14 protein-coding genes are annotated in these 15,880 nt (G+C 57.8%); all 14 read left to right on the top strand.

The window, feature by feature from the left end; all coding sequences use genetic code 11:
• Positions 1-313 precede the first annotated feature (313 nt).
• Complete coding sequence (locus JOD69_RS08435; protein WP_168183803.1) at positions 314-1,231, top strand: EpsD family peptidyl-prolyl cis-trans isomerase; 918 nt, start codon at positions 314-316, stop codon at positions 1,229-1,231.
• Positions 1,232-1,342: 111 nt separating this feature from the next.
• Positions 1,343-1,879 (top strand): hypothetical protein, encoded by a 537-nt coding sequence (locus JOD69_RS08430; RefSeq protein ID WP_133718124.1) that lies wholly within the window; start codon positions 1,343-1,345, stop codon positions 1,877-1,879.
• Between the two features lie 50 nt (positions 1,880-1,929).
• Positions 1,930-3,309 carry an undecaprenyl-phosphate glucose phosphotransferase gene (locus tag JOD69_RS08425; protein WP_245245522.1) on the top strand — a complete coding sequence of 460 codons (1,380 nt, stop codon included), beginning with the start codon at positions 1,930-1,932 and terminating at the stop codon, positions 3,307-3,309.
• A gap of 84 nt (positions 3,310-3,393) precedes the next feature.
• The gene (gene epsE, locus JOD69_RS08420; protein WP_077730539.1) at positions 3,394-4,191 is read left to right on the top strand and encodes a polysaccharide export protein EpsE; all 798 of its coding nucleotides are present in this window, start codon (positions 3,394-3,396) and stop codon (positions 4,189-4,191) included.
• A gap of 67 nt (positions 4,192-4,258) precedes the next feature.
• Positions 4,259-5,665, top strand: a complete 1,407-nt coding sequence (epsF, locus tag JOD69_RS08415; protein WP_077730538.1) for a chain length determinant protein EpsF — start codon at positions 4,259-4,261, stop codon at positions 5,663-5,665.
• Between the two features lie 114 nt (positions 5,666-5,779).
• Positions 5,780-6,655 carry a chain length determinant protein tyrosine kinase EpsG gene (epsG, locus tag JOD69_RS08410; RefSeq protein ID WP_133718121.1) on the top strand — a complete coding sequence of 292 codons (876 nt, stop codon included), beginning with the start codon at positions 5,780-5,782 and terminating at the stop codon, positions 6,653-6,655.
• A 41-nt stretch (positions 6,656-6,696) separates the two neighbouring features.
• Positions 6,697-7,890 (top strand): O-antigen ligase family protein, encoded by a 1,194-nt coding sequence (locus JOD69_RS08405; protein WP_139841059.1) that lies wholly within the window; start codon positions 6,697-6,699, stop codon positions 7,888-7,890.
• A gap of 59 nt (positions 7,891-7,949) precedes the next feature.
• On the top strand, positions 7,950-8,420 hold the full coding sequence (locus JOD69_RS25015; RefSeq protein WP_077730536.1) for an acyltransferase: 471 nt from the start codon (positions 7,950-7,952) through the stop codon (positions 8,418-8,420).
• Between the two features lie 62 nt (positions 8,421-8,482).
• Positions 8,483-9,712 carry a glycosyltransferase family 4 protein gene (locus JOD69_RS08395; protein WP_210023888.1) on the top strand — a complete coding sequence of 410 codons (1,230 nt, stop codon included), beginning with the start codon at positions 8,483-8,485 and terminating at the stop codon, positions 9,710-9,712.
• Positions 9,709-10,611: a hypothetical protein gene (locus JOD69_RS08390; RefSeq protein WP_210023887.1), complete on the top strand. Its 903-nt coding sequence runs from the start codon at positions 9,709-9,711 to the stop codon at positions 10,609-10,611. Before JOD69_RS08395 ends, JOD69_RS08390 begins: the two co-directional genes overlap by 4 nt.
• Positions 10,612-10,619: 8 nt before the next feature.
• Positions 10,620-11,762 (top strand): esterase-like activity of phytase family protein, encoded by a 1,143-nt coding sequence (locus tag JOD69_RS08385; RefSeq protein WP_168175422.1) that lies wholly within the window; start codon positions 10,620-10,622, stop codon positions 11,760-11,762.
• The gene (locus tag JOD69_RS08380; RefSeq protein ID WP_086134092.1) at positions 11,759-13,015 is read left to right on the top strand and encodes a glycosyltransferase; all 1,257 of its coding nucleotides are present in this window, start codon (positions 11,759-11,761) and stop codon (positions 13,013-13,015) included. The genes JOD69_RS08385 and JOD69_RS08380 overlap by 4 nt, the downstream gene beginning before the upstream one ends.
• A 9-nt stretch (positions 13,016-13,024) precedes the next feature.
• Positions 13,025-14,488: a lipopolysaccharide biosynthesis protein gene (locus JOD69_RS08375; RefSeq protein ID WP_077730531.1), complete on the top strand. Its 1,464-nt coding sequence runs from the start codon at positions 13,025-13,027 to the stop codon at positions 14,486-14,488.
• Positions 14,485-15,867: a polysaccharide pyruvyl transferase family protein gene (locus tag JOD69_RS08370; RefSeq protein WP_210023886.1), complete on the top strand. Its 1,383-nt coding sequence runs from the start codon at positions 14,485-14,487 to the stop codon at positions 15,865-15,867. The genes JOD69_RS08375 and JOD69_RS08370 overlap by 4 nt, the downstream gene beginning before the upstream one ends.
• Positions 15,868-15,880: the final 13 nt, after the last annotated feature.

The raw sequence follows: 15,880 nt of genomic DNA, 5'->3' as shown, positions 1-15,880 counted from the left end.
AACAAATCCGCTGCCGGAAGACCTCTTTTTGAGCGTAATCAAACAAAGACACCGTACCGTCGCAACCCTTTCCCATCGATTCAAGAGCTGTGTCCAGACTCCCAACCCCGAAGCTCAAAGCGACGGTATCCGCGGTATACGCTGTAATCGCACCCTCTCTGCGCGTAGGTCCAAAGACTGCATTCCTCGCAGGACTGGACCGAAAAACGATGATGGTCCAGGTTTTGCTTTACATGGTTCGTACACGGTAAATATTTCGACCCCGCTGGAAACAGGATTAGGAGTTTAGGAGTTCATGATTTTACGGAGAATTGTGGATAGAAAGATTTGGTTGAGATCGCTGCCGCTGAGTGCGCACGCGATTTTGGCGTTGTTGAGTGCATGCGACAGTCAGTCCGCGTCCGACAAAACGACCCAAATCGTGGCCCGTGTTAACGGAGATGACATTTCCGTCGGTCAGCTCGATGTTCTCCTCTCTGGTTCGGCCACGCGCCCCGATAGTGAAGTCGGAAGCATTTGGGAGAAGAGCATCGACAGCCTGATAAACCAACAACTCCTTTCAAAACAAGCGATCGAAAAGCATCTTGACCGTGATCCCCGTGTCACGCTTGCTACAGCGATGGCTGAGCGTCAGGTTCTCGCGCAGGCCTACCTCGATCATATTGCTCAAGCGGTTGCCAAACCGGACCCCGCTGAAATCAGCGCTTTTTACAAATCCCATCCTCAACTGTTCGAAAAGCGCAAGATCTACGAACTCCAGCAAATATCTATCCCCCTAACGCCTGAAAACAACAAGCTTATTGACTCGCGCCTAAAGCAGCCCGTGCGGTTCAACGCCCTGTCAAAATGGCTGCACGAGCAAAATATTCCCCATACCTTACAAACGGTAATACGTCCTGCCGAACATCTACCCTTGGAGAAACTAGACGAATTTGATCGCCTAAACAAAGGAGATGCCGTGTCGTTCAAGGCCGGAGATGAGTTTCTCGTGTTGCAATTGTTGACGGTCAAAGAAGCTCCCCTCGATCACGATAAGGCCACTCCCCTGATCGAGTCCTTCCTCACAAACCAGCGGCGGATAACGCAGATAAACCGTGAATTGAGCCGGCTCCGGGAGACCGCAACCGTAGAGTATTTTGGCGGCATGGAACCTTCCGGAAATACCCTATCGCCCACCGACAGCGGCGCTGAATTTATATCGAATAATATTCCTCCATTTAAAACCCAATAATGGACTGATAATAAGCCAACCTATGCTTCGCCTAGCTGATCGATATCGGATTTCATAAGAATACGAGCATCCAGTTCTGTTTTCTTTAGACGCATCACATGGGGGTTTTATATGAGCTTAAGACAGATTCTAAACGTCTCTTACAGAATAATTTTTTGCCTGTTGTTCATCTGGTTTAAAGGAGCATCTGCGGAGAACTTCAGTGATTATCCTTCAACTTTCGGCACGCCTTATCACGACAAAGAAAGGAACCACGCTATCGATAAGTCTAGCGCTCATATACCACCTTCCGGTAAAGCAGGCTTTGCTGAAACCTCCTTCTTCGGCATAGCCAAAAGCTCCTATCGCCTCCTATCTTCTGTCAACGTAAACGCCATCCGCCTTGCACTTGACATACCGGGCCGAAAATCCAAGAACGGCTGGAATGAATCTGAAATAACATTCCAAGGAATGCAAGAGCTTTCTCTTGATGCCATGGCCGTCGACCGCTACAAGAAAAATCGAAAAGAGGACATGTACGCTGGTTATGCCTCGCCCGCACCCGACACAGAAACCTGGCTCATGATATTGGTCGGAATTACCTTGATCGGATTGCAGGTTATACGCGGCAACAAGAAAGCCGAACCCATTTATTCTTCTCTGCATTAACGTCACCCTACGACAGCTACCCTATTTCGCTGATCTTAGGAGAAAAAGGCTTGCAGGCAATCGACCGACCTTCAGTTCTATTAGTCAAGAGTCTTCTAAATCCAATTGTGATCGTCGGGTGTTTTATCTTGACGATCCACTTTTATGGATTAAAGATCGAAAAGCATTACTTTTTGCTATTAGTAATAACATTTTTGATCGCCTCGCTAATTTTTGACGAAATAGACCTGGAACTAGACTTCAAATCGAGTCTCTTGCGTTCGTTCGGCAATATTTTCGCTCGTTGGACCTTTTTATTCGGTTTCCTGGCGATATTGGGTTTTGCCGCAAAAATGTCGGACGACTTTTCGAGAAAGCTTCTGTTGACTTGGTTTGTCGCCACGCCGTTGGTGCTCATTGCGGTACAACTATTGGCTCGTCGTGCATTGCAATCGGCGGTCTCGCAGGGCGATGCCCAACGCAGAGCAATCATTGTCGGGGTAAACGAGCTCGGCCTTAAATTAGCGAGACAGTTCGAGTCCGCGCCTTATTTGGGAATCAGCTTCGCCGGTTTCTTCGACGACAGGAGTCCGGAGCGTCTAGGCGTGAGCCACATCAATCTATTGGGAAAGATGAACGAGGTGGCGGAGTTCGTCCGAACTAAATCCATTCACCTCATCTATATCGCGTTACCGATGATGGCTCAGCCGCGGATTTTCGATCTTCTCGATAAACTCAGAGATACCACGGCATCCATTTACTTCGTTCCCGATATTTTTGTCTTCGATCTCATTCAAGCACGATTTGGGAATATAAACGGCATTCCGGTAGTGGCTGTCTGCGAATCACCGTTTTATGGTGTCAACCGGGTCATGAAGCGTATCGTCGATATCCTTTTTGCATCGATCATTCTGATTTTGATTTTCCCATTGATGCTTGCGATAGCCATCGGGGTCAAGCTGAGTTCGCCCGGTCCCGTCATTTTCAAGCAGCGTCGTTACGGCCTCGACGGCGAGGAAATCAAAGTCTACAAATTCCGAACGATGACGGTCTGCGAGGACGGTCATAACGTTCGACAGGCGAGTAAGACCGATAATCGAATTACCCGTTTCGGCCGATTTCTGCGTAAGACATCTCTGGACGAATTGCCGCAATTTATCAATGTATTGCAGGGGCGTATGAGTATAGTCGGGCCTCGTCCGCATGCCGTGGCTCATAACGAACTGTACCGCACTCAAATCAAAGGTTACATGATCCGTCACAAGGTAAAACCGGGTATTACCGGATGGGCGCAGGTCAATGGTTTCCGGGGAGAAACCGACACGTTGCAGAAAATGAAAGCCCGAATCGAGTTCGATCTCGATTATTTGCGGAACTGGTCGCTGTCTCTGGACCTGTGGATTATTTTGAGAACCGCCGGTGTCTTTCTCAAACAGGACACCGCTTACTGATCGGAAGAATATAAGGGCGCGCGTAGATTCTCATTATTTGGACTTTTGGATTCAGCCTTATTTTCGAACTTTATTCACTAAAACATGTTCAGACCCTTCGGTATTTGCCCGCATTTTTTTATCGGCTTGATCGGTTTGCTGATCCTATCGACTTCGCAGGCCGATTATTTGCTCGGCCCCAACGATGTCGTACGCATTGCGGTTTACGGCAACGAGGATCTCGCCACCGAAACCCGTGTCTCGGATAGCGGAAAAATCACGTTTCCGCTCCTCGGGGAAATCGAATTGGGCGGTTTATCCGTCGGAGAAGCGGAAGCTCGCGTCGAAACCCTTCTTTCAGAACGAGGTTACGTACGCAATCCCCAGGTAAACATCACGGTGCAGGAATACCGCAGTCACGAAGTGGCCGTATTGGGATTCGTGAACAAACCCGGACGTTTCGCCCTGGATACCGCGAGCACGGTCACTCAGTTGATCGCGCTGGCGGGAGGCGTGAATCCGCAAGGAGACGATCGGACCATCGTGACCCGAACTCGGAATGGGCAAACCTACCGCGAAGAGCTGAATCTCAAAGAACTGCTCGAGGAAGGAAAAGCGTCGGAAGACATTTTCGCCGAAGACGGAGACGTCATATTCGTGCCGCGTGCCCCGGTTTTTTACATCCACGGCGAAGTGCAGCGCCCCGGCGCATACCGTTTGGAGCGGAACATGTCCGTCGCTCAAGCGATTTCATTGGGCGGAGGCGTGACTCCTCGCGGCAGCCTGCGCAGCATCACGATCAAGCGGAGATCCTCGGAAGATCAGTTGACGACGCTCGATGCGGAGTTGGATGAACTGATCGAAAAGGACGATGTGATCTATGTGGACGAACGATGGTTTTAGCGAATCTTCCCGGAAGCAAAGGCATGCCTTCGTCCTCGGCATGGATTTCATGGATTGGTAACCAGATATGAATTTGAATCAGTTTCTGCAGATTCTATGGGCACGGCTGTGGGTGCTCGTTCTTACGCCGCTGGCGGCTGCCCTGACGGTCCTCGCGATAAGCCTGATACTGCCGAAGGCGTATACCGCCACGTCGACCCTCGTCGTCGATTACAAGGGCGTGGACCCCATTACCGGCATCGCGGTGCCGGCGCAGCTGATGCCGGGTTACATGGCCACCCAAGTCAACATCATCGGCAGCCATAACGTGGCGCTCAAGGTCGTCGATCGACTCAAGCTGGCCGATCTGCCGGAATCGAAGGAACGGTTCGAGCAAGAAGCGAAGGGAACGGGCGACATTCGCGACTGGCTGGCCGATCAGTTGCTGAAAAAACTGGAGGTTCAACCGTCGCGGGAGAGCAGCGTTATTCAAGTAAGTTATTCGGATGTCGACCCGACGCTCGCCGCCGCGCTGTCCAACGCATTCGCGGAAAATTACATCGCGACCAACCTGGAACTCAAGACCGAGCCGGCGCGCCAGAATGCCGCTTGGTTCGAGCAGCAAATCAAGGGTTTGCGGGAAAACCTGGAGAAAGCCCAGGCCAGTCTGTCCGAATACCAGCAGGAAAAGGGCATCGTCGCTCTCGACCAACACTGGGACGTAGAAAACAGCCGGCTGGAAGAGCTCTCCAAGCAGCTGGTGGCCGCTCAGTCGCACACCTACGATCTGATCTCCCGCCGCAATCAATTGGAAGCGGCAGGCAGCGCCTTCTTGCCGGAAACCTTACCGGATGTGCTTGCCAATTCCGTGGTTCAGGATCTGAAGGCGAAACTGGCGCTAGCCGAGACCAGACTTGCCGAAATCGGAGAGAAATACGACATCAACCATCCCATCCATCAGCAAGCCGTGGCCGAAGCCGGCAGCCTCAAACGCAAGTTGGCAGCCGAGACAAAAACCATCCTTCACAGCCTGAATACCGCGGTGGACATCGCGCGCATGCGCGAAAACGAGCTCAGAACGGCGCTCGGCGCGCAAAAGGCACGAGTACTGGAACTCAACAAGCAGCGGGACGAACTCGCGGTACTGACCCATGAAGTCGAACATGCCCGGCAGTCTTACACAGCCGCTTTGCAACGGTTCAATCAGACGCGCCTCGAAAGCGAGGCCAACCAAACCAATGTCGCCGTCTTGAATCCCGCCAAACCGCCGTTGCGGCCGTCGCGGCCGAAAGTGCTGCTGAACGTCGCGGTAGCGGCTTTTCTAGGCGTCATTCTGGCGGTCAGCTTCGCTTTGCTGCTGGAATTGCTCGATCGCCGCGTGCGCTCCCCGGAAGACTTGAGCATCACACTCGGACTCCCCGTGCTAGGGGTTTTGACCGATGCGAAATTACGCCATCCGAAATGGCGTTTGGCTTTCTCCAAAACTCCGGTCTGAAGCCGCCATGAAACCGGTAGGCTTCGATTGCCAAGGCCGCACGCAAATCTTCCAGCCGTCGCCCCGATGGCAGGGACGAAACGCCCATCTCTCATTGCCCAACGAGATCTTTTTATGACACAAACCCCGGCGCTCAAGATTAACCCGGAACCCATCGGCGCCGAACGCCGGATCGGACAAATCCTGCGGGAATCGGGCAGGCTCTCGCCGCTCGATGCGGAACGGGTGCTGCATCTCCAGAGAGAAACCGGGCTGCGTTTCGGCGAGGCCGCACTGCGGCTTGGATTGATTTCCGAAGAAGACATCAACCGAGCGATTTCGGAACAGTTCGATTACCGCTATTTGAAGCCGGGGCAGGGAAATTTCAGCACTCGACTGATTGCCGCGTATCAGCCGTTCAGCCCCCAGATGGAGGTGTTCCGCGCCATACGCAGTCAGCTGATGCTGCGCTGGCACGGCAATGGGAGCAAAACCCTGGCCGTAACCAGTCCTCGTCGCGGAGAGGGGCGCAGTTATGCCGTGTCGAACCTTGCCGTCGTATTTTCGCAACTGGGACAGCGAACGCTGCTCGTAGATGCCGATCTGCGCAACCCGAGCCAGCACGACATTTTCGCTTTGGGCCGCAACGGCATGGGCTTGTCCGATCTGCTGGTGGGTCGCGGCGGCGGCGAATGCATCCGCCGCATCGTGGAATTCGCCGATCTATCGGTGCTTCCGGCCGGCACACTTCCGCCCAATCCATTGGAATTGCTCAGCCGCGGCGCATTCGATGCGCTTCTGAGGGACTTCTCGGCGGCATACGACATCGTTCTTCTGGATACGCCCGGCGGAATTGCCAGCAGCGACGCCCAAACGGTCGCCGCGCGCGCCGGCGCATCCCTGCTGATCGTGAGAAAGCATGTAACCCCCTTCTCCGAAACCGATTTTCTCCGGCAAATGCTGACCGCCGTCGGCTGCCGGATCGTGGGCGCGGTACTCAATGAGTTTTGAAGATCGATTGCGCCGAACGCCGGACGGGAGGGGAGCCGAACATGGCGTTTAGACGCATGTTTCTTCTCGCGCAACTGGTGTTGGTCCTCAATATGGGACATTTGCTCGGCCTGGCCAACGCCAATCCCGTCGAGAAACTGTTTTTAATCCTGGCGGGACTGGTTTTCACGCTCACCCGCAAGCGCATTCCGGCCAACCTCGTGTTGATGGGCTTCATCATCCTCGTCAGCTTCGTCTGCGGTCTTCTCAGCGAGTTCGACGCCTTTTCCTGGAACCGATACGCGCGAAGCCTGGTGAGTCTCATCGCTTTTCTGCTTTTTTTTACGGCTTTTCCGGAACAGCGAGACCGGGAGTTCATATTGCTGATCGCAGCCCTCATTCCGCCGGTCTCGGTGTTGCTCGGAACGATTTACGAGGCAGTGGGCATCAGTTATCTATGGATGACGGATTATCTCGGCACCCGCCGGCTCGCCGGCAACATGGGACCGGCATTTCTCGGGGGAGCCGGCGTTACCGGCGCCGTGGCGGCCAGTTACCTCGCCCTGCAGCAGCGTTCGCGTTATCTCCTGCTTGCCCTCGTCAATGCCGGAATCACCATGCTCACGGCTTCCCGTATGCCGTCGGCGCTCGCGCTCGGCGTTACCGGCGCGATGCTGTTCATGGAAAGCCGGTCCGCGGTGTTCAGAATCTTGATGGTTCTTTACGGCTGCGTCGTGGTAGCCGGACTTTTCTACCTCATGGGAGACCAACTGATGACCCGCGTGTCGTCCGAGGCGATGAGCGGCCGCGACATCATTTGGAACGAACTGAAAGCCTACGTACACCGCTTTCCCTATTTCGGCGTCGGCTTGGGACACCAGATGGATATCCTGTCCGCTAGAACGTCCACCACGACGCACACGGTCGCCGCGCACAACGAATATCTTCGGTTCACCGTGGAGGTCGGCTATGTCGGCTCATTGCTCATGGGCTGCGCCTTCATAGCCATGCTGGTGAACCTGCTGCGCGATCCTCTTGTGACGAAAAAGTGGGCTTTTCTGATGGTCGCTGCGGCTTTCTTCGTTTATTCGTCAACCGACAACACATTCAGCGTGCCTCAAATCTTCATGGCGCTGGTGGTTGCCTTCTTCGGTTCCTGCGACCGCCGCGAACCGGTTCCGCCATCTCCCGAATCGTACAGTCCTCAACCGTTTCGGACGGCCGAGCCCGCCCTCGACCCGCCGCACAGGGTCTGACCCAGGACATCGCCAAAGTTTCACCTCAAAAAAGCAAGTATCCAGGAGAAACGTCAAAGATGAATCTCGGCAAACTCAGATGGGTCCGATTGTACCTGGTCAAATTCAAGCGCCTTTGGCTGGTGAAGGTCTTTCGCATGGATATCCATCCATCCAGCCAGTTTTCGCTGTCGACCAAATTCGATCTGACCAATCCCAAGGGGATCCACGTGGGCGAGGAGTCCTACATCGCTTTCGACGTCGCCATTCTCGCGCACGACCTGACCCGCGGCTTTCATACTCACACCCGGATCGGACGCCGGTGTTTCGTGGGAGCGAGAAGCATCATTCTGCCTGGGATCACGATCGGGGACGAAAGCATCGTGGGAGCGGGCTCGGTGGTCACGCGCGACGTGCCGCCCCGGACGGTCGTAGCAGGCAATCCGGCCCGCGTCATCAAAACCGACATCGTGGTGGCAGGTCCCTTCGGTCGCCTGGAAGGGGCCGACGAAAGGCAAGGTCGCATGATGGCGGAAAACGATTTCGCTTAACGACCGCAAACGAAGATCGCATTCGAGAGGAGCGAAAAAATGACCATTCACCGGGGGTTTAAATGCCAAGTTGTCTAATGATTGTCGAAAACCTTCCGCTGCCGCTGGACCGGCGGTCGTGGCAGGAGGCGACCGCACTGCGCGACGCCGGTTGGGAGGTTACGGTGATCTGCCCGGCCACCGAAAGGCACCCGGAACGGGAAATCGTGATCGACGGCATCCGGGTCTACCGCCATCCCCTGCCCCTGGAAGCCAGCGGCGCATTGGGCTTCTTATTGGAATACGGCGCGGCGCTGTTCCACGAAACGCGTTTGGCCTTCAAAGTGTTTCGACGCCACGATTTCGACGTCATCCACATCGCCAATCCGCCCGATCTTTTGTTCCTGGTTGCCCTGCCCTATAAAGCGCTCGGCCGGCCGCTGATCTTCGATCATCACGACATCTGTCCGGAGCTCTACGAATCCAAGTTCAAGAAACGCGGCCCGATGCACGCCCTGCTGCGACTCTTCGAAAAACTGACCTTCCGGTTTTCGGACGTGGTCATCTCGGCCAACGAAACGTTCAAGGAACTGGCCATAAATCGGGGCGGCAAGTATCCCGACGATGTTTTTACCGTGTACGGCGTGCCGGACCTTACTAAGTTCAAACGGGTGCCGAAAACCGACGTGGAAGACACGATCACGGTCGGATACGTAGGGGTCATGGGCGCTCAGGATGGGGTGGACAACCTGATTCGTGCCGTTGCGGCGCTGCGCAACGAATCCGGGCTGCCGCGATTCACTTGCAGATTCGTCGGCGCCGGCCCCGAGCTTGCCTCGCTGAAAGCACTGGCCCAGTCGTTGGGCGTAGCCGATGTCTGCCAATTCACGGGTTTCCTGTCCGGGGAAGCGCTGTTGGCCGCCCTATCCAGCTTCGACATCGGCGTCATTCCCGATCCTTACGACACATACAACGACAAAATCAGCATGTGCAAGGTGTTCGAATACGCTACCTTGGGGATGCCTATCGTCGCCTTTGAACTAGCGGAGACCAAGCGCCTCCTCGGGGATGCGGCCCGTTACGCGCCCGACCATACGCCCGAGGGGCTGGCATCCGCCCTGGCGGCTCTCCTGAAAGACGAGTCCTTGCGCCGGAACCATGCCGAGCGCGCCTTGGAGCGGGCCCGCACGTACTTTCGCTGGCCCGACCAGGTCTCCAGCCTTCTGGCCGCCTACGATCGCGCGCTGATGCGTCGCGCCGGTCGGCGCGCTTCGTCCAGCGAAGCGCGCACTCTCCGGAGCGAGCGCTCATGAATGCCGTTCCCGCGACCGAGCAAGGGCGCTACGCGGAGGTGGACGCCCTGCTCTTCACCACCAACGATAGTGCGGGCGGACGTCACGACGAACTGGAGCGCATGGTCCGGAGCGTAGAGCGCGCCATAGCGACGTCCGGCCTTCGGGTCGTTCAATACCTGTTGCTGCAGCGGCACGCTCCCGGCCAGCCGCTGCCCGATCTGCCGGACTATATCCGGGTAACGACCATTCCCGATCGAGTTTCGCTCTCCAAGGCGCGGAATCTCCTCCTGAGCTCGGCGCGCGAAGACGGCATGTTCGAGCGATCGTTGATGGTCGCTTTTCCCGACGACGACGCCTGGTACCCGGAGGGCACGCTGGAAGCCATGCTGGCCTTGTTCGGGGGAGACGCCTCGCTCGATCTCGCTATATGCCGGTATTCCTCCACGCCTTCGACGCTCTCCGCCCTGCCGCTGGAGCTGCGCGCCGCGCGGCCGGCGAGCACTAGGGCGTTCGTTGCCAATGCCTCGTCCAATACGCTGTTCATGCGCGCCTCTCGCGCCGCTCAAACGGGTTATTTCGACGAGTCCCTGGGGGTCGGAGCGCCGATCAACGGCGGAGAAGACCTCGATTACGCCCTGCGCGCCTATGTCGCCGCCGGGGAAAAAGCCGTCTGGTTCGACGCCTCTCTGGTCGGGCACCGCGACCCTCATCGTTGGTTGATCGGACATTACTATGCCGGCAGCCTGTACGCGCTGTCTCGAAGCGCGGCCTCGAGCCGGGCGGTCGCCTTGCAGGCGGTGCGAAAAGTGTTGGTGGGCATCTATCTGCTGCTTCGCCGCGAACTGGCCTGGCCCGCTTTTTCACGGGCGCTGAGACTCGCCCAGGCGGCCCGATGCAGCCACCCGGCGCGCTCGTGACGAAGCCCATGAGAAAACGGTTCGAAGCGGCTGTAACGGAAATCGTGCCCAGCGGCGACCGGCTTCGCGATACGCGCCGTCCGACGCAAGCTTCTCCACGAACCGGATACGGCGTCGCACGGCGGTGGCGATGGTGGGTAACGGCCGCGGCGGCCTCAGTGTTGGCCGCCGCGATCGCCTGGGCCGGCTTTCTGAGATTTAAACCCACGGTAGCCTTGCCGGGTCTTACGCCTATCCCGGTCGAGGCGCACCCGATCGCCGAGTTTTCAAAAATCGAGATCGCGGAAACCGCAGCGTCGCCGCTGGTCTTTCGGGGCGGCTTGGTGCTCGAATCCGGCGCCCCGCATTTCGGCGGAATTTCCGGCCTGCGGATGACGGACCGCGGCCATGGGTTTGCGGCAGTCACCGATGCCGGCTATTGGGTACAAGGCCGTCTCTTGTACGACCGGGGCCGTCCGAGCGGCGTCGCCGATGTGGTGATGGCGTCGGTTCTTGGGCCCGAAGGAAAACCACTCCGAGAAAACGGCAAGGGCGACATCGAGTCTCTCGAGCTGACCGCCGAGGCCGCTTACCTGGGATTCGAAGGGCACCGCAACGGGATAGCCGTTTTCCAGCCGACATCCGACTTGCTCCGGCGCCACGGTCGGCTCCTGCCGGTTCCTCCGGACATTGTGGCACTGCCGAAAGGTCGCGGCTTGGAAGCTCTGGTCGCGATTCCCGCCGGACATGATTTCGGCGGTGCGCTCCTCGCCATTGCCGAGCGGGACCGAACCGGTCGCGACATGGCTCCGGCCTGGATTCTGAAGGAAGGGACGGCGCTGGAACTCAAGGTCCGCTTGACCGACGGCTACGACATCAGCGACGCCGTCTTTCTCCCGGAAGGTGATTTGCTCTTGCTCGAGCGGCGGCTATCGCTGCTCGGCGGTTTCAAGATGCGTCTTCGCCGCATCCCGGCAACCGACATACGGCCCGGAGCGGTTTCGGACGGCTCCCCCGTTCTGGAAGCCAATCGGCTATTTCACGAGATCGACAACATGGAAGGTATCGCCGCCCATCGCGACGAAAACGGAATCACCGTCGTCACGGCGGTGTCCGACGACAATTTCCTGCCGGTCCAACGCAAGCTTCTGCTGCAGTGGGAATTGAAATGAGCGCGCCTAAAACCGAACGTCTGCGTCCGGTCGCGGTTTTTCTGTGCGAGGATTTGCCGGTTCCGGGCCTGAACGGGTATTCCACCTACAACCACGCTTTCGTGAAATACCTGGAGTCACGGGAGTTCGAGGCGCATCTGGTGATCAGCGGACCGCGCCTGCCGGCGCCGATATTCCGCCCCCGGCGCCGATTGGGTTGCACAAGACTCCAGATTCACGTGCCCGGAACGGTTCGGCTGGGGGAGTGGCGCCTTGTCACACACCCACGGGCCCTGATTCGGTCCGTTTACCGCTGGCTGCTCGATAGCGTGGGCGGCGCATGGGCCCGACGGCTGGCGAACTGGCGCGGCGCATCGCAGAGCAAAGCCGTCTTTATCGGCCGCTGCCTGAGCGAACCGGATCTGCGCCGATTGGCGCCGCTGTTCGCCCGACTAGCTCCCCACTATGTCTTCGTCGATACCATTTTCCGGGCGCGGATCGTGAACTGGTTGCCGAACCGCACCCGCACGCTGTTGATCGCCCACGACGTCTTTTACAAGCGCTGCCAGTCCCTGGAGGCTCGCGGCATAACCGCCGTTCCCCCGGTGACCCCGGAACAGGAGCAGGCCATGCTCGGAGGCTTTGACGTGCTGCTCGCGATCAGCGACGAAGACGCCCTCGACCTCGGCAATCTGATGCCGATAGCGAAGATCGTCGCTCTTCCGGCGCCAGTTGACGCGAGGCCGATAAAGCCTCGGGGCGCCTCGGAGTCCCGCATTCTGTATCTCGGCAGCCATGCGCCGCACAACGTGGACGGACTCCGCTGGTTTTTGGAGAACGTCTGGCCGCGAGTGCGCGAGGTGCGGAACGATTTCATCCTGGACGTGGCGGGCGAGGCGTGTCTCGCCTTCAAGCCCGGCATTCCGGGCGTGGTTCTGCACGGCCGCGTTCAAGACCTCTCGGAACTCGCCGCAACCGCGCTTTTCGCCATCAATCCGGTGCGCGCCGGGAGCGGCATGAAGATCAAGATGCTGGATTATTTCGCGTTCGGTCTGCCCTGCATTACGACCAGCGTGGGAGCCGCAGGTTTTCCCCCGACCGACGACAGCCCCCTCGAAATTTGCGACGACCCTGTCGATTTCGCGGCGGCCGTTCTGCAATGGGGTGGCGATCAGGCACTGCGCGAGCATCTTCGCAAAAACGCCCGTCGGTACGTGGAGCGCTTTTCGATAGACGCTTTTTTTGCGCGCTTGGACACCGCTTTGGACCGGTAGGCGTAAAGCATGAGCAGCACCACGCCTTCGCTGGGCAATAAGGTTCTGTCCGGATTGATCTGGTCGGCCGTCCGTAACTGGGGCGGACGACTGGCGACCATCGCCGTATTTTTCCTGCTTGCTCGAATTCTGTCGCCGGATGAATTCGGCGTATTCGCCGCCGCCATCGCGGTGCTCGCCTTTATCGAGATCATTGCGGAACAGGGCCTAGCCGACGCGGTCGTGCAACGTCCCACGATAGGGCCGCGAGAGTTGAATACGGTTTTCGTGGCCAATTTTATCGTGGCAGCTCTTTTGGTTACGGCGACCTGGCTGGGGGCACCGCTCATCGCCTCGGTAATGGGCATCGAGCGCCTGACCGAAATTTTGCGAGTGTCGTGCCTCGGAATACTGATCAGTTCACTCGGGTTCTGCCAGCAGGCCCTGTTCCGGCGAAATTTCCAGTACCGCTGGCTGGCCCTCAGAACCGTGGCCGCGACCGTCGTTAGCGGCGCGGTGGGTGTCGGGCTGGCGCTCGCCGGCTTCGGCGTGTGGAGTCTGGTCGGACAGTTTCTGACCAGTACCTCGGTCAATCTGATATTGCTCTGGCTCAAGCCGGTCTGGAAGCCCGGACTGAAGTTCAGTTTCGTCGGGTTCGGTCAACTCCTCCGCTACGGAAGCAATGTCCTCGGCATGCGCCTGCTGGATTTCGCCAATACCCGCGCCATCGAGCTCGCCATAGGCGCGTGGCTCGGCGCCGCCACACTCGGGTTTTATGCCGTCGGTTCCCGCATCTACACCATCATGATGCAGCTCCTCAGTTCGGTGGTCATGGACGTGGCCCATTCGGGCTTCTCGCGGATCGCCGGGGAGCGAGAACGACTGGCCCAGGCCTATTACCGCGCCATGACCGCGACCGCCGCCCTGGCGATGCCGTGCTTCGTGCTCGTCTCCGCGGTCGCCTCGGAGCTTTGCATGACGGTATTCGGCGCCAAATGGGCCGACACCGCGGACATTCTGGCTCCGCTCGCCCTCCTCGGGGCCGTTCAGACGCTCCAGTACTACAACGCATCAGGACTGAACGCCATCGGCCGGTCCGCTACAGCGCTAGCGATCGCCATCGTCAAGGCGGCGGCTACCGGCGCCGCCCTGGTGGCGACCAAAGGGCAAGGCCTGGACATAACCGTCAAGATTTACGTGCTGGCGCAACTCGTCGCGACGCCCGTGAGCTTTTATCTCGGAAGAAGGTACCTGGGCGTATCCATTCGCAGAATCCTGCGGTGCGTTATTCCGTTCGCCCTTTCGGCGGCGATGATGTTTTTCGCCGTCGGAGCGATCGGCCCCGCACTCTCCGATTTCGGCCTGAATCAGCTGTCGGACCTCGCCGTGAAGCTTGCCGCCGGAATAACGGTCTACGCCATGGGAATTGCGCTTCTCGGCCGCCGCCATCTGATCGAATCAATACAAACCATCAAATCAATGAGGCGTGGATGACTGAACAAGGTTCCGATAAGCCCCAAAAGCCGATTGAGATCAAGAACGTTCGAGCGAAGGGGGTTCGAGGCCGCCTGAGAGAGTTCTTGCGGGTGCCGATGCTGTATCGGGAATGGCGGCGCGAAAAGGGGCAATTGGTCAATCCGTCCTATCCGGATCTGCTCGAAGCCTGTAACTCGATTCTGATCGCTCCCTGCGATCCGGATACGGTTGCCGGCTCCAAGGGTGACGAGGCCATGATCACGGCGTTCGTTGAGCGGATCCGCGCATTCAATCCCGTCTGCCAATTCGGGCTGCTGACTTACCATGACCAAGTTCCCGAGACACTGGCAGATCTCGGCGTACGCCTCGAACCGGTCTGGGCAAATCCCAAGTGGTCGCTGCGCCGGCTGATCCAGACCATGTCCCGCTATGAAGGACTGGTGATCGTCGGTGGCGATGTGATGGACGGATACTACACTCCGCTGACCGCTCTGCGCCTGTGGGTGGTCGGCGATATGGCTGCGCGGCTCGGAAAACGAAGCGCGACTCTGGGATTTTCGTTCAACGAGAAACCGTCCTCGCGTTTGCGGCGCTGCCTTGGCTCCCTCGATCAGCGTTTCGTCGTTTCCGTCCGGGACGAAGTTTCTCTCGAACGCTTTAAAGGAGTCTCCCAGGCTAATTCGAGGCTAGTCGCCGATGCGGCCTTTCTGTTACGGCCCTCGTTCAGCGACCGAGTGGAGGTTGTTCGTCTTTGGGCCGATTCGCAGCGGGCGAAGGGCTGTACCGTGGTGGGTTTCAATCTCCACCCGATGCTGATCAAGGAAGGCGATCAATCCCTACGCTCGGCGATGATCAGTGCCTCGGTAGCAGCACTGCGCGACGTCGCGGCGCGGAATGATGTGAGTTATCTGTTCATCTCGCACGATTTTCGTGGTGGCCCGCTAGGCGATGAAGCCATGCTCGGACCGATTTTCGAAGGTCTTCAGGACGAGTTGGGCGAGCGAATTCGCTACTGGAAGAATCATTTCTCCGCAAAGGAGCTAAAGGCGATCGCCGGCCTAACGGACGCCGTTTTTACCGGACGGATGCATTTGGCGGTCGCGGCGCTCGGCCAGGGTGTGCCCATCGTCGCCGTCACTTATCAAGGCAAATTCGAAGGACTCTTTCGACATTTCGAACTTCCCGGACATCTGGCGGTGTCGCCCGAGTCGATTCTTGATCCTTCCCGCCTGGCACCGCTGATCGACGAACTGATTTCATCTCGCGAAGCCCTCGCCTCCCGGGTTGCGGATTCTTGGCCCGGGGTTGAACAACGTGCCTTGCTCAATATCGAGCCCTTCCTGGCGAAGGAAGTAGCTCCCAACGCGTCATCCGATGCCGTGTTTTCTAATCCATGACGATAAGGGGACA

Origin of the sequence: Methylocaldum sp. RMAD-M (assembly GCF_017832375.1) — a bacterium.
Lineage (GTDB): Bacteria > Pseudomonadota > Gammaproteobacteria > Methylococcales > Methylococcaceae > Methylocaldum.
Note: the sequence above shows the minus strand (reverse complement) of the source record. Positions and strands in the feature narration are given on the sequence as shown.